This window comes from Dictyobacter aurantiacus, from assembly GCF_003967515.1.
Lineage (GTDB): Bacteria > Chloroflexota > Ktedonobacteria > Ktedonobacterales > Ktedonobacteraceae > Dictyobacter > Dictyobacter aurantiacus.
In genome coordinates this window covers 2,229,655-2,243,621 of record NZ_BIFQ01000001.1, presented here as the reverse complement: position 1 = coordinate 2,243,621, position 13,967 = coordinate 2,229,655, and the positions used below count along the sequence as shown (strand labels likewise).

General features: G+C 54.9%; 11 protein-coding genes. 3 read left to right on the top strand and 8 right to left on the bottom strand.

The features are described from left to right. Window positions 1-216: 216 nt before the first annotated feature. The 4 genes from lepB to KTT_RS09000 form a co-directional block, all read right to left on the bottom strand. Window positions 217-795 (bottom strand): signal peptidase I, encoded by a 579-nt coding sequence (gene lepB, locus KTT_RS09015; protein WP_126595665.1) that lies wholly within the window; start codon window positions 793-795, stop codon window positions 217-219. A gap of 132 nt (window positions 796-927) precedes the next feature. After that, window positions 928-1,812: a PHP domain-containing protein gene (locus KTT_RS09010; protein ID WP_126595664.1), complete on the bottom strand. Its 885-nt coding sequence runs from the start codon at window positions 1,810-1,812 to the stop codon at window positions 928-930. A 17-nt stretch (window positions 1,813-1,829) separates the two neighbouring features. Beyond that, complete coding sequence (rny, locus tag KTT_RS09005) at window positions 1,830-3,389, bottom strand: ribonuclease Y (RefSeq protein WP_162511802.1); 1,560 nt, start codon at window positions 3,387-3,389, stop codon at window positions 1,830-1,832. Between the two features lie 396 nt (window positions 3,390-3,785). Beyond that, on the bottom strand, window positions 3,786-5,048 hold the full coding sequence (locus KTT_RS09000; RefSeq protein WP_126595663.1) for a mannosyltransferase family protein: 1,263 nt from the start codon (window positions 5,046-5,048) through the stop codon (window positions 3,786-3,788). 111 nt (window positions 5,049-5,159) lie between these two features. Here KTT_RS09000 and KTT_RS08995 point away from each other — a divergent pair, with 111 nt between their 5' ends. After that, window positions 5,160-5,621: an NUDIX domain-containing protein gene (locus KTT_RS08995; RefSeq protein ID WP_160145755.1), complete on the top strand. Its 462-nt coding sequence runs from the start codon at window positions 5,160-5,162 to the stop codon at window positions 5,619-5,621. Window positions 5,622-5,687: 66 nt separating this feature from the next. On the opposite strand, the gene KTT_RS08990 is transcribed toward KTT_RS08995, so the two are convergent. Beyond that, window positions 5,688-6,464: an enoyl-CoA hydratase-related protein gene (locus KTT_RS08990; protein ID WP_126595661.1), complete on the bottom strand. Its 777-nt coding sequence runs from the start codon at window positions 6,462-6,464 to the stop codon at window positions 5,688-5,690. Window positions 6,465-6,626: 162 nt separating this feature from the next. Here KTT_RS08990 and KTT_RS08985 point away from each other — a divergent pair, with 162 nt between their 5' ends. After that, window positions 6,627-7,559, top strand: a complete 933-nt coding sequence (locus KTT_RS08985; RefSeq protein WP_126595660.1) for an ATP-grasp domain-containing protein — start codon at window positions 6,627-6,629, stop codon at window positions 7,557-7,559. A gap of 91 nt (window positions 7,560-7,650) precedes the next feature. Here the strand turns inward: KTT_RS08985 and KTT_RS08980 are convergent, their stop codons facing one another. The 3 genes from KTT_RS08980 to KTT_RS08970 all read right to left on the bottom strand — a co-directional run bounded on the left by KTT_RS08980 (window position 7,651) and on the right by KTT_RS08970 (window position 11,350). Then, window positions 7,651-9,021 (bottom strand): M20/M25/M40 family metallo-hydrolase, encoded by a 1,371-nt coding sequence (locus KTT_RS08980; RefSeq protein WP_126595659.1) that lies wholly within the window; start codon window positions 9,019-9,021, stop codon window positions 7,651-7,653. A 116-nt stretch (window positions 9,022-9,137) separates the two neighbouring features. After that, window positions 9,138-10,502, bottom strand: a complete 1,365-nt coding sequence (locus tag KTT_RS08975; protein WP_126595658.1) for a dipeptidase — start codon at window positions 10,500-10,502, stop codon at window positions 9,138-9,140. Between the two features lie 101 nt (window positions 10,503-10,603). Next, a complete protein-coding gene (locus tag KTT_RS08970) occupies window positions 10,604-11,350 on the bottom strand; it encodes a hypothetical protein (RefSeq protein WP_126595657.1) in 747 nt (248 codons plus the stop codon). A 420-nt stretch (window positions 11,351-11,770) separates the two neighbouring features. Between KTT_RS08970 and mutL the strand changes: the two genes are divergently transcribed. After that, a complete protein-coding gene (gene mutL, locus KTT_RS08965; protein ID WP_126595656.1) occupies window positions 11,771-13,966 on the top strand; it encodes a DNA mismatch repair endonuclease MutL in 2,196 nt (731 codons plus the stop codon). Window position 13,967: the final 1 nt, after the last annotated feature.

Here is a 13,967-nt window from a genome sequence, read left to right as displayed (position 1 = left end):
ATCCGCGCGCCCCCCATACACCAATATAAAACGGGTTCTGAGCGCCCCATACACCAATATAAAACGGGTTGGTGAACTCCCCCGCACGCGCGTCCGCTCATAGTATTGTGGTGCAACAGGGGCGCGGACGCGCGTGCGGGGGAGTTCACGTTTCCTCATCATGACGAGAGTCAAACACAAGTGTCCTCGGCGATGCATCGCCGGGGACACCATATTTTAACGAACGTGGGCGAAGACGCCGCTCTCGTTGGGAAGTAGCCCAAGGTTGTCAACGTCGAAGGGCCAGTAGACCACAACCGCTTTGCCGATAATATTCCGGCGCGGCACCATGCCCCAGGCTCGCGAGTCCGAGCTATTGCCCCGGTTATCACCCATGACAAAGTACTGGTCGGGCCCTACCACACGCTGCTTGATGGCCGGATAAGGATTGTAAGGATCATCTTTGTTGACGTAACTTTCGTGCAGGACGGTACCGTCTACGCTTACCGTATTTTTGATGATGCTGATGCGGTCGCCGGGGGTGGCGATGATGCGCTTGATGTAATTTTCCTGCGGATCGCGTGGATATTGAAAGACGATGATGTCGCCGCGCGCGGGTCCTTGTAGCAGATAGGCTGCCTTATTGACGAGGATATATTCCTGGTCGTGCAGGGTAGGCTCCATGCTGTGGCCGTCGATATGAAAATTTTGCAGGGTGACGCGGATGAGCAGAAGCATTAAAAGCACCAGGGTGACAGTTTCCAGAATTTGCCGCAGCCACAAACGTACCAGCGTGGAGCGCTCTTTTCGACCCATAGGTATAATCTCCTCAATGAGTGATACTTATCGCCTGGGGGCTCTCTTTAGCGAATGATATGAGCAAAAAGAGAGAGCGAGTACAATTGTATCATATTCTTAATAAACAATTGTATTCGCCCCTTTTATTGTTTACTTCTCTTCTACGGGTGCGGGTAGCTCGAAAGCGGGGGGCGTTTTACCACGGCGACTGGCTGCCAGTGCCTTCAAACGTTCAACCGCTTCAGGCGGCACGAAGCGGCCGCCCAGTGGTGTGGGATGGATGCCTGGACCGTGAAAGTCGGTTCCACCGGTTGGGATCAGATTGTAGCGACTGGCCAGTGAGAGCAGGGCCTCCTCATCCTTGTGCGTGTAGGGACCGTAGTAGGTCTCCAGTCCCACCAGCCCGGCTTTTTGCAGGCCGGGCAGCCATCGCTGCAGTTCGTCCAATCCTGGCACAGTGATGGGATGGGCCATGACAGCCAGCCCATTGGCGCTGTTGATCAGGCGAACCGCCTCTTCGGGCGTCAGCTTGTAGCGCGGCACGTAGGCGTGGCAGCCATTGCCGATATATTTGTCAAAGGCCTCCGGGATGGACTGCACATAGCCGGCTTCCATCAGCGCCTTGGCCACGTGGGGACGACCGACGGCGCCCTGGGCCAGTTCGCGTACACGATCCCAGGAAATGTTGATCCCCTCTTCATTCAGGAGTTCAACCATACGCTGACCACGACTGACACGGGCATCGCGCAGGGTTTTCAGGATGGACTGAAACTCAGGTCGCTGATATTCCAGATAGTAGCCCAGCACATGGATTTCGCTACGATCTACGTCGGCGTTGAGCTCGATGCCTGGAATAAATTCGACACCCAGTCTCTGGGCGGCCTCGCTGGCCTCGACAATCCCCTCTGTACTATCATGGTCGGTCAGCGCCAGCACTTTCAAGCCCGCCTGCTGAGCCTGCTGTAAGAGGTCTGTTGGACTGTAGAGGCCATCGGATGCGGTTGAATGGGTATGCAGATCAATTGTATTCGCCATGTATACCTGTTCCCTGTCTATCTCGCATAATCTACGGAGCGCGTCTCGCGCACCACGCACACTTTGATCTGGCCCGGATAATCCAGGTCCTCCTCGATCTTGTGCGCGATATCCCCGGCCAGGCGGATGGCGGCGTATTCATCGACCTCTTCCGGTTTGACGATGATGCGCACCTCGCGGCCAGCCTGGATGGCAAACGATTTCTCCACGCCGGTAAAAGAGTTGGCGATATGCTCGAGTGCTTCCAGACGCTTGATATAGAGATCGATCGTTTCGCGCCTCGCTCCTGGTCGGGCCGCCGAGATCGCGTCGGCCGCCTGCACGATCGCTGCCTCTAACGTCTGGGGCTCAGTCTCGGTGGCGTGATGAGCGACCATGGCATGGACGATTTTCGGCGACTTGCCAAAGCGGCGGGCGATTTCTCCACCGATGATCGCGTGCGGACCCTCGACCTCCTGGTCGATAGCTTTGCCCATATCATGGAGCAGGGCGGCTGTCTTACAGACATTGACGTCCGCTCCCAACTCGTGGGCGATCGTCGCGGCAAGGATCGACACCTCCACTGAGTGCGCAAGCACATTTTGACCATAGCTAGTGCGGAAGTGCAGGCGACCAAGAATTTTGAGCAGTTCTGGCTGCAGTCCGTGGACGTTCGCCTCCAGGGCCGCATTCTCGCCCGCTTCGCGCACGATCAGATCTACTTCCTGTCGCGCCTTCGCCACCACATCTTCAATGCGGGCAGGATGGATACGCCCATCCATGATTAACTTCGTCAATGCAACCCGGGCAATTTCTCTCCGTACCGGATCAAATCCAGATAGGATAACCGCCTCTGGCGTATCGTCGATGATCAGGTCGACACCGGTGGCCGCCTCCAGGGCGCGGATATTGCGACCCTCGCGACCTATGATGCGCCCCTTCATCTCATCGTTCGGCAGCGGCACCACCGAGACCACCGCTTCCGCCACCTGATCGGAGGCGCAGCGCTGAATTGCGAGCGTGATAATCTCACGCGCCTTCGCGTCGGCCTCTTCTCGTGCCTGCTCTTCGATGTGGCGAACGCGATGGTAGGCTTCTGTACGAACCTGCTGTTCTATGCGGCTGAGCAATAGTTCCTTTGCCTGTTCCTCAGTTAATTTGGCAATGCGTTCTAGCTCTATGGTTTGTTTGCGCTTCTCTTGCTCAAGCTCTTCACGAGTTTGGTCGATGGCGCGTTCCCTGTTCGCCAGTTTGCGCTCCCTCGTCTCTAGAGCATCAAGTTTACGCTCCAGATTCTCTTCTTTTTGTTGGATGCGCCGCTCCTGGCGTTGTATCTCAGCGCGCCTCTCCGCGTTCTCGCGTTCGATCGCGGTGCGGATGCTCGCCGTCTCATCGCGTGCTTCCCTGAGGGCGATACTTTGTTGTTCTTGCGCCGCGAGGAGGCGCTGTTCGCTCGCTTCCCTGAGGGCGCGCAATTTCTCCTCGTAGGAGGCTTTGTTGCGCGAAGACCCCAGCGAGAAACCCACCCAGAGTGCGATGATGGCCCCTACTAAAACCACAACGAGAGCAAGACCGGCCCAGACGAAAATATTTAACACGTCGGCCTACCTCCAATGATAAAGACGATCAGGCCTATAAAGGCTCGAAAAATGACTATTTGATGCAACTTAGATGTTTTTTAGCTGTGTTCCATAGGCAAGATGCACTATGTGCCAAGCATACTATATAAGAGTGTTAACTATACGTCAATAAGAAGGCTTTGATGAACTGCAAAAATGCGTGGTAGAAGTATCTGGTTATTCGAGCTGCTGAGCGTCGGTACGGATAGCCTTTCCAGAATTTTTGCAATATATCTACCTTCTATTTTGTCATGAAATGCGTTTTATTGCCATGGGTAAAATTAATTCCATATTTCAATGCTTGTATCCCTTTGCTTTTTCGTACTAATTACCGGCAAACCTACTATCCCTGCTGGCCACCGTGGGTGCTCCGGATCACATGGCCCAGAGCACCTTGAACATTTGAAAGGTCAGAAACGCCATCAGTGGCGTGGCGAAGAGTAGATAGGCCTGGTGAACCCAGGGGTATCGTCCCAGGCGAGCTAACACAAGGAAGCCGGGTATACAGAGCAGAGCTGTGTATTGTATCGCCGGCAATGGATCGTACTGATTAAAGGGCTGGCCTGGTTGATTGGGGACCAGCAACGCATACACGATGACTAGTATGCCAAAGACCTGTAGCGGCCAGAAGCTTCGGGCCAGCTTTTCACGCCCGACAAAACCCATAATCAATAGCGCAATCATTCCAAGCAGGAGCAGCAACTCGAAGAGTGCGTGGGCGGCGGCATATGTATACGGTGAGCCGCTAAAAAGCGTACGAATAGCAGTGGCCGGGCCCGCTAAAAATCCAACCCCGGGAGCGCCAGGGCGCGGGTGTAAGAAAATGAGCCCATCATGGAAAGGCTTTTTGAGTGCATAGCTGTATATGATCAATCCGACCGGGATCAAAAGCGCGGCGATTAATGGCAGCAATGCGCGTAAATTCGCGTTTCGGTCCTGCTCTGCCTGGCGTAGTTGTGGCAGCTGCTGTCGAAAAAACTCGCATAGAAAAACGATAAACAGGCAGATACCCAGTAGATCGGTCAACGCGGCCAGTCCTCCGATACAGCCGGCTAACCACCAGGAACGTCGGCGCAACAGATAGAGGCAGAGCAGCGTTAAAAAGAGGAAGAGGGCGCTACTGTAGGCGGTAAAGAAAAATAAGGCGGTCGGAAAGGTTGCCAGGTAGAGCATACAGCGCCTGGCCATGCTGGCATCAAACTCTGGTTCGATTAGCAGGTAAAGTATGGTGAGCGCGCCGAAAAAGGCCAGATTTGAGATAATCATGCCGGTCAGCAAAATATCCATGTGAAGAGGGGCGCTGACGATGTGTACAATAGTGGGATAGAGCGGGAAAAATGCCGTGTAACTGGGATCGACATATCCCTGCGTGGCGATGCTCAGGTTGCGCGTCGCATCCCAGTGATACCAGTTATAGAGGATACTTTGGACGTTGAAAGCAAAGGACGATGGACCCTGAGCATTGAAAAGAATGCCACCAAAGTAAGTGAGCACGAGTAGTAGCAGGCGCGTCACCAGAAAGACCGGCAGAGCTGCCAAAGCCGCTTTGCGCCAGGGAGTCAAGGTGGCCCGCCATGTATGTTGCAGATCCTCAGGGTCTACAGAGGTTGTTGTATCTGTTGTTTCTTGTGCTTGCATACAAGATTAAACTCCTATTGGATCGATTATTATCGGTTGTGTTCCGCAATTAATTATACGAGTATACAAGAAATAGCAACGGTTGTCATCTCATAAATGAAGGAGTTGCAAATGAGCTCAACACATTCTTCCGCTCCATTGCGAACTACACATGTTGTTACATGCTTCTTGCAAAGGACTGACGGTCCGCATACACGTATCCTGCTGGTCCAGCGTAGCCAGCGCGTCGGCAGCTATCATGCACACTGGGCAGGTATCAGTGGTTTTGTCGAGGCCAATGTGTCTCCTGATGAACAGGCATATGTTGAGATCGGGGAAGAGACTGGATTGCGGCGCGACCAGGTGCGTATGTTGCGGAGAGGAGCAGTGGTTGAGCACGTGGATGAAGAACTGAATCGCCACTTCTATGTCCACCCCTTCCTCTTTCAGGTACTGGCGCCCGACGAGATCAAAACCGACTGGGAGGCTGTCGATATGCGCTGGATCGAGCCCGATGAATTATCCGGCTACGAAACGGTCCCCAAACTCAAAGAAGCCTACGTTTCCGCCCTGCTCGGCGAAGAAATAGCTTAAGTTAAGAGGGTCAATAGTGCAAACAGCGGGGCACCAGCTGTTTGCACCATTGACCCTCTTAACTTATTATTTTCCCTGGAAGTGCGCCTGGCGCTTTTCTATAAAAGCGCGCATTCCTTCGCGCATATCTTCGGTCGCGAAGAGCAAGAAAAAGTTTTTACGCTCTAAATCTAATCCTTCTTCCAGAGAGGTTTCAAACGCGCTAAGCACCGCCTCTTTCGCCATGCGTACCGCGATCGGGGCCTGGCCGGCGATCTTGTTGGCCAGCTTACGCGCCTCGTTCATCAGCTCACCCTGGGGAACGACATGGTTGACCAGGCCAAGGCTTTCAAGCTCTTTCGCGTTGATGGGCGAGCCTGTCAGCACGATCTCCATCGTACGATACTTGCCCAGAGTACGGGCCAGGCGCTGTGTGCCACCCGCGCCTGGAATGACGCCAATCAGGATCTCAGGCTGTCCGAAGCGGGCGTTCTCGGAGGCGAGGATGATATCGCAATGCATAGCCAGTTCACAGCCGCCGCCCAATGCATAGCCATTTACTGCCGCGATCATCGGCGTATGAATTTTACGGATGCGCCCCCAGGACTCGAAGCCTCCCAGCATCATATCGATCGGGGATTTATCGGCCATCTCCTTGATGTCGGCGCCCGCGGCGAATGCCTTCTCGCCAGAGCCGGTCAGGATGATACAACCAATCGCTTCATCGCGATCGAATTCCTCCAGCGCATCGGCCAGTTCATTGACCAGTTGGAAGTTCAGAGCATTCAACTCCCTGGGCCGATTCAATGTAACAATGCCCACTTTCTCTTCGCGCTCAACGAGGATCGAGGTGTATTCTGCCATATCTTGTAATTCTCCTTAGATGTAAGGTCACATTATGGATTAGCTTTTGTAGTATATCATCCTGTATGCTATGCATAAAAACTTTACATTGATTTGCAGCTCATCGATAATAGATATGCTTGAATGGAGAATCATGCTTTTGCAAAGATTGAGAGATACGATATGCGGATGATTTTTTGTGCCGATCCCTGGAATGTGCGTCAGTCTGAACCAATGTACGCGGACGAGATTGCCGTCGCGGAGCAACTGAATGTGCCGTTCTCTCTCCTCAACTTTGAGGCACTGGTGGATCAGCACAATGATACACGCGCGTTGCGCAGGGTCGATGCGGCAGATACCCCTGAACTGGCGATTTATCGCGGCTGGATGCTCAAGCCAGAGGATTACATGCTGCTATATGCCGCCCTGGCCGAGAGGAACCTCTTCTTGATCAATATGCCTCTAGCCTATACCCACTGCCATTATCTGCCGGAATCTTATGACCTGACCCGTGATCTATCACCTGCCACCGTCTGGTTGCGTATGGCTGAGATTGATAATGATGATGGACAGATCGATTTTGATGCAATCATGCAGATACTGCAACCCTTTGACGATCGACCGCTGATTGTTAAAGACTTCGCGAAGTCGCGCAAGCACGAGTGGTTTGAGGCCTGTTATATTCCTGCCGCTTCCGATCGTGCCGCCGTAGAGCGTGTGGTTTCACGCTTTATACAATTGCAGGGGGACGATCTGGCGGAAGGATTGGTCTTTCGAGAATTTGTGCAGCTTGAGCCGCTTGGCCCTCATTCTAAAAGCGGCATGCCTCTGACCAGGGAATACCGCCTGTTTTTCTGCGATGGCCAGCACTTGCTGACCATTCCCTATTGGGAGGAAGGGAGCTATGATGGAGAACTCCCTCCCCTGGAACTGCTGTCTCCTGTGGCGCGCCGCATCCAGAGCCGCTTCTTTACCATGGACGTAGCCAGGCAGCTAAACGGCACCTGGAGCATCATTGAACTGGGCGACGGACAGGTCGTCGGCCTTCCCGAGCGCACCGATATCGCCGACTTCTACCAGGCCTTAATCCACACCGCAACCTTACAATTGCCATGATCCCCTCGCGGGCGCTTCTCGCTCTGTCTCACGCGTCATGCTCCCGTAGGTGCGCCCCTCGCGGGCGCTTCTCGCCTCGGCGCATGGGCGTTTAACCCAGGGCCATGAACATGTAGCAATTGTAACGGACGGCGCGCTCAAGGTCCGTCAGCCGAATGTGCTCATTGGGGGCATGGGCTCCACTGCCCCAGTAGCCAACATTGCCGGGGGCGCTCAGGCCGGGCAGGCCAACGTGCCGCTTCAGTGCGTCCAGCAGCGGCAGCGAGCCGCCGACGATCGGCGAGATACTGGCCGGCTTGTCGGCGAAGGTTTCGGCGATGCTGCGGATCTTTTGCACAAACGGATCATCGATTGGCGTTACCACAGGATTAGCCGCACCCAGCACGGTCAAGTTGATGTCGTCGTAGCCTTGCTCGTGCAGATAGCTGCGCAACTGCCGCAGGATCTCGTGCGGATCCTGGTCGGGCACCAGTCTGAAATCGATCTTGGCCATGGCTTTAGCTGGTAGAACTGTTTTGACCCCATCTCCGGTGTAGCCGCTGTTAAGGCCGGCGATATTGCAGGTGGGGGCGAAGGCCACTCGCTCACGCAGGGCGACGCCGCTCAGTCCATCGACAAAATGGTCTACCTGGTGAGCCTGCTTTAACTGCTCGTCTTTATTTTTCTGCTGCATGATGGCCCCCAGCTGTGCATCGGTGGGAGGCCTGACCGCCGCGTAAAAGCCGGGGATGCGCACCTGTCCGGAAGGCGTACGCAGGCTGGCCAGAGCCTGGACCAGGCGCCAGGTGGCGCTGGGCAGGATCGGCGCCTGACCCGAGTGGGCATCGATTCCCACCCCCTGCACATCCATCTGTACGTAGAGCAGGCCCTTGGTTCCCAGGTTCAATGAAGGATTGCCATCGTCCGTGAAGCCAGCACCCTCCCAGAGACAGCCATCCGCTTGCAAAAGCTCGCTATATTTCTCTGCGATCTCTTCAAAGTGGGGACTGCCGATCTCTTCTTCGCCTTCGATGATCCAGCGTAATGTAATGGGCAACTCTCCATAGGTAGCGCGCAATGCCCGAATCGCCGCCAGGCGGGCCGCGATCTCTCCTTTGTTATCGACGGCGCCACGCGCGAAAAATTTGCCTTCGCGTATCGTTGGCTCAAAGGGAGGACTCTGCCAGAGCTCCAGCGGCTCCGCGGGCTGGACATCATAGTGGTTGTAGAGAAGTATCGTATAGGGACCACTGCCGCGCAACTCACCATAGACGGCGGCCGGGGCTTGAGATGTGTAGTGGAGGCGCCGCGTCTGAAAGCCGCTTTCAGCGAGCAGGCGTTCAGTCAGTTCGGTCATGGCCTCAATGCCATAGTTCTGTGCCGCGATACTGGGTTGTTTACAGAGCTGGGTGAGCAGATCAACGGCTTCATCCGCATGATCTGCCAGGTACGTGGTTGGAAGTTCAGGAGTAGAGGGCATCATGCGCCTTTCTTTCTTTGGATAATGATGGGCTATGGCTGATGCCGTAGCCCATCATTACAACTTCTTCCATACGTTGACAGGAGGTGGATACGCCCGCGCAGGACGTGTTACGGGTATTATGCCATCTTCTGGAGGAAGCTCGCAACCGTGCGAATACCATTAAAGAATTGCTGCAGCGAGTATTTCTCGTTGGGGGCGTGCAGATTATCGTCGGGGAGCCCAAAGCCCATCAGCACGACCGGGACGTTGAGCACCTCGTCAAAGAGGGCCGCGATCGGTACGGAGCCGCCTTCTCGTAAGTAGACTGGCGGGGTGCGATAGACCTCTTCCAGGGCGGAGGAAGCGGCCTTCATGACTGGAGAATCGGTGGAGACCAGCACCCCTTCTCCACCGTGCAGGTTGACGACCTCGACACTGACACCAGCTGGCGCAACATCTTTGACGGTCTGCTCGAAGAGCTTGAAGACCTCTTTTGACTTGAGATCCGGTGGCAGGCGCAGGCTGATTTTGGCCTTGGCGACGGCGGGGATAACGGTCTTGGCGCCATCACCCGTGAAGCCGCCGATGATACCATGGACCTCGAGGGTGGGACGCGCGCTGACGCGCTCCAATGGGGGATATTCGAGCTCGCCCGAGAGCTGTGAAACACCCATCTCGCGCAGAAAGGCCTCATCCATATGCAGCGGATCCTGTTCCCAGAAGGATTTTTCTTCATGAGATGGCTTGCGCAGATGATCGTAAAGGCCCGGAATATGGATGTGTCCATCGGCGTCTTTGAGGCGACTGATGATAATAGATAGGGCGTGCAAGGGATTGGGCGCTACACCGCCATAGGTGCCTGAATGTAGATCCTGTTTGGCGCCCTGCACGATCACCTCGGTATAGATGATGCCGCGCAGACCTGTGATCAGAGCGGGCACCTCGGGTGAGGGCATATGGGTATCGCAGATGAAGGCGGCATCACAGCCCAGGCGCTCGGGATAGGTCTTGATGTAGTGCTCTATGGATTCACCACCAGCTTCTTCTTCACCTTCGATCAGGACCTTGACGTTGACGGGAAGGGTTCCGTTAACCTGGAATAGCGTCTCCAGCGCCTTCAAGACAACCATGACCTGTCCCTTGTCGTCGGCGGCTCCACGACTATAGATATTGCCGTTACGAATGCTGGGCTCAAAAGGAGCGCTATCCCATAGCTCGATGGGATCGACCGGCTGCACATCATAATGGCCATAGATAAGCAGGGTTGGTTTGTTGCTGGCCTGCAGCCATTCTCCATAAACCAGGGGATGACCCTTGGTTTGGATAAGTTCGGCGTGTTCGATGCCCAGGCGCTTTAACTGCTCGACCGCGTATTCAGCGGCCCGCCGCACATCGCCCGCATGTTCCGGTAGCGTGCTGATGCTGGGAATGCGCAGCCAGGCCTTTAGATCCTCCAGAAACTGGTTCTCATGTTCCTGGATATACGTTTCAATCTGGTTCATAAGCACTGCCTTTCATATATGCGTCTTTTGGGCTATGGTAGCAGGGCCGGTGAGGATTGTCCAGTGTGGGTGCCGCCCTGGAATGTTCTCGATATTTCTCTTCAAGCATTTTCGTCCATGGTCAGGAACTCTGTTTCGAATTGTTGCCAGGTGCGCATTTCCGCCTGGTGGGTATCGATTTGTTGTTTTTGCTCCGATCCTTCCGATAAAAGAGCCGCTACCCGCTGTTTGAAGGTGGTCAGGTACTTTCTCTGCTCATCTGGGGCGGGCATCAGATGGAGATAAATGCGATGAGCTTCATAGAATTCGTGGCTGTCAAAGACAATGGCCAGCAGGTCCGCGTAGCACTGCGCCACGGCATGGCGCTCTGGCGTGAAATAGTTTGCTTGCAGGCTTGAAACTGTCAGGCAGCCAGCGACCTGGCTGGAACGCTGAATTGGATAGGAGGCGGTGCTGACATTGTGCAGCCCTGCCGTACCGTTTACCGTATACGTAGCCTGCTCGGAGTCGTATGGATGGAGCGCCACCACTTTGCGCATAGTAACCGCCTGGCCGGATAGCGATTCCACTCCCTGCAAGACCGCCTGCGATTCCAGGTTATTTTTCCAGGGGGGAGATCCCTGTCCGTAACATTCCAATAGACTATATATCTTGCCATCGGCCTGCGGCGGCATACAGCGCACGATACGTAGCGCCATGCCCCGACGCTGTGGATCCAGGTGCGTCAGCGCTTGCTGAATGATCAGGCTTGAAAGCGTCCAAAATCGAATACCTGCGGGCACGGTACTGCTGCCATTGAGCACATTGGCATAGAACGCTGATGGAATGTCTATATCGTCAGATCTCATACCCCATCCATCCTTTCTGGTTGCCACTTGCTGCGACTCCTTTTTCTGCCTCGGTTCAATCTAGATATACTATCAAGCATAATGAGCCATCTTAATGTGGTCAATTAAGAAGATATTAGTTTTATTTAGCAGCACTTATATGCATGGTGATATATGTAATTACACATTGGGTATATTGCCTGTGCGTCGCAAAAAATTAGATAAGTTCATTATATCCGCTTTTGAACTGACGTGATTATTTCTTATTGATAAGCTGCACTTTGTGAGACTGCTGTAAGGATATTGTGAGAAGTTCAAAGGTCCCGGTGATCTGGAGGGAATAGCTCCGCAGGGCTATCTCTGTGCTATAATGCCATATGAACACTCGTTCTTATCTATTTTGTAGAGAAACACGATCCGCCTGATTTGTGGAGTATATATATGCCCATACGACAACTGGCACCTGATGTGGCGGCCAAAATTGCTGCGGGAGAAGTGGTAGAGCGGCCAGCTTCGGTTGTAAAGGAACTGATTGAAAATAGCATTGACGCCGGTGCGACACAGATCCGTGTCGATCTGACGCATGGTGGCCTGCAACTGATCCGCATTACTGATAATGGGAGCGGCATCCCGGCTGATGAGCTGCCTCTGGCTTTGACACGCCATGCCACCAGTAAAGTAGCCAATATTGATGATCTGGAGAATATTCGTTCGCTTGGTTTTCGCGGCGAGGCCCTGGCCAGTATCGCCGCTGTGGCCGAGGTGAGCCTGGTGAGCCGCCCGCGTGGATCCGAGCAGGGCGCGCAGATTAGCGCCCAGAGCGGACAGATCTCGGATGTGACGGTGGCGGCATCACCTGAGGGGACGATGATTACAGTACGCAACCTGTTTAGCGCGGTCCCGGCTCGGTTGAAGTTTATTAAGAGCCGCAATACCGAGGTTAGCCACTGCCATCATCTATTGGAGCAGTACGCGTTGGCTTATCCAGAGATACGCTTCAGCGTATTTAGTGAGGGGCGACAGATCTTCGCGACGCCGGGCGATGGGCAACTGGCGAGCGTGCTGGTAGAGGTGTACGGGCTGCAGATCGCCGAGCAGATGGTGCAGGTGCAGGGCGATGAGCAGCCCGAGGACCCTGCCTATCCCATTATTACTGGCTATACCAGCCGTCCCACCGCCTACAAGAGCAATCGTCAACATATCTCCTTCTTTGTGAATCGCCGCTGGGTGCTCAGCCGTATGTTGACTTCGGCGGTAGAGGGGGCCTACCATTCTCTATTGTTGACCGGACGTCATCCGATCGCGGTCATTAACATTCAGATCGATCCTTCTGTGCTGGACGTCAACGTGCATCCGGCCAAAACAGAGATTCGCTTTTTGAAGGAGCGCCGCGTCTACGCGTCTATCTTGCGCGCGGTGCGGGCCGCTCTGCTGGAAGAGCCGGAGATGCCGCACTGGGATCCCAAACAGGAAGAGGTGGCGCCACAACGCTCTTTTGAGGCACGCACGATCCAGCAGGAGCGCGAGGCCGTTGAGAAACTGGCCCTGGATATCGATGAAGAGACCGGCGAGGTCTATGAATCCGGTGGTGGTCAGCAGCCAGCACCGTTGCCAAACGCATCCTCCAGGCGCCAGATTCCAGCCGATAATCCCTGGATGACGGTCACCGAAGAAGAGAGTGGGACGCGGCCTCCGCTGCTGGGGCGTCTCTGGCAGAGCCATATTCATTCTCCCGAGCGCGCAAAGAGCGAGTCTGGCCATTTGTCTGTAGCGCCTGAACCGGCTATCGAGGAACGCTCTGAAGCCACTGCCAGCGATCCTGCGGCACAGAACGTGGCGCTTGAGACCATGGAGGAGTCCGGACCCGCGTTATCCCCGATTGAGCAGATGTGGTTGCAGCGCACCGGGAGGCAGGAGGAGACCGTTACGTCTGCGGTTCCAACTCCGGTTCGCGAACCGGTCCAGCCTCCTCAACAGGTGTCGATGCTGGCCGCCAGCGCATCTCCTGCTACTGAGTCGACCATCGATGTGGTAGACCCTCATCGGACCGGCCATTTCCCCAAAGTGCGTGTGGTGGGACAGGTGGCGCAGAGCTATATCGTGACCGAGGGCGAGGGAGGTATGTATCTGATCGATCAGCATGCTGCCCACGAGCGCATCCTGCTGGAACGTATGGTGGCTTCTTTGAAGGCGCGCACACCAATCTCTCAGTTGTTGTTGACACCTATCCAGCTGGAACTGTCTCCCAACGAGTTAGAGGCGATTGAGGATCACCAGGCGCAACTAGAGCAGATCGGTTTTAAGCTGGCCAGCGATAGCCATGATGGCACCCTGGAGGTGCGCGCCGTCCCTGGCGTGCTGGTGAAGCAGATGAACGCGCGTTCCCTGCACGAGCTGTTGATCGAGCTGAGCTCGGCGGAGAGCCTGGGTGATACCGAGACCTGGGAAGAGCGAGCCCTGGCTAATGTAGCCTGTAAGGCCGCCATCAAGGCGAACTACTTTTTGACCGTCAGCGAGATGCGTGAGATGCTTGAGCAGTTGGAACAGACCAGAGCGCCCTTCAGCTGCTGCCATGGTCGTCCCACGATGGTGCATTTTGGACTAAATGCCCTGGCTCGTGCATTTGAGAGGCGTTAGA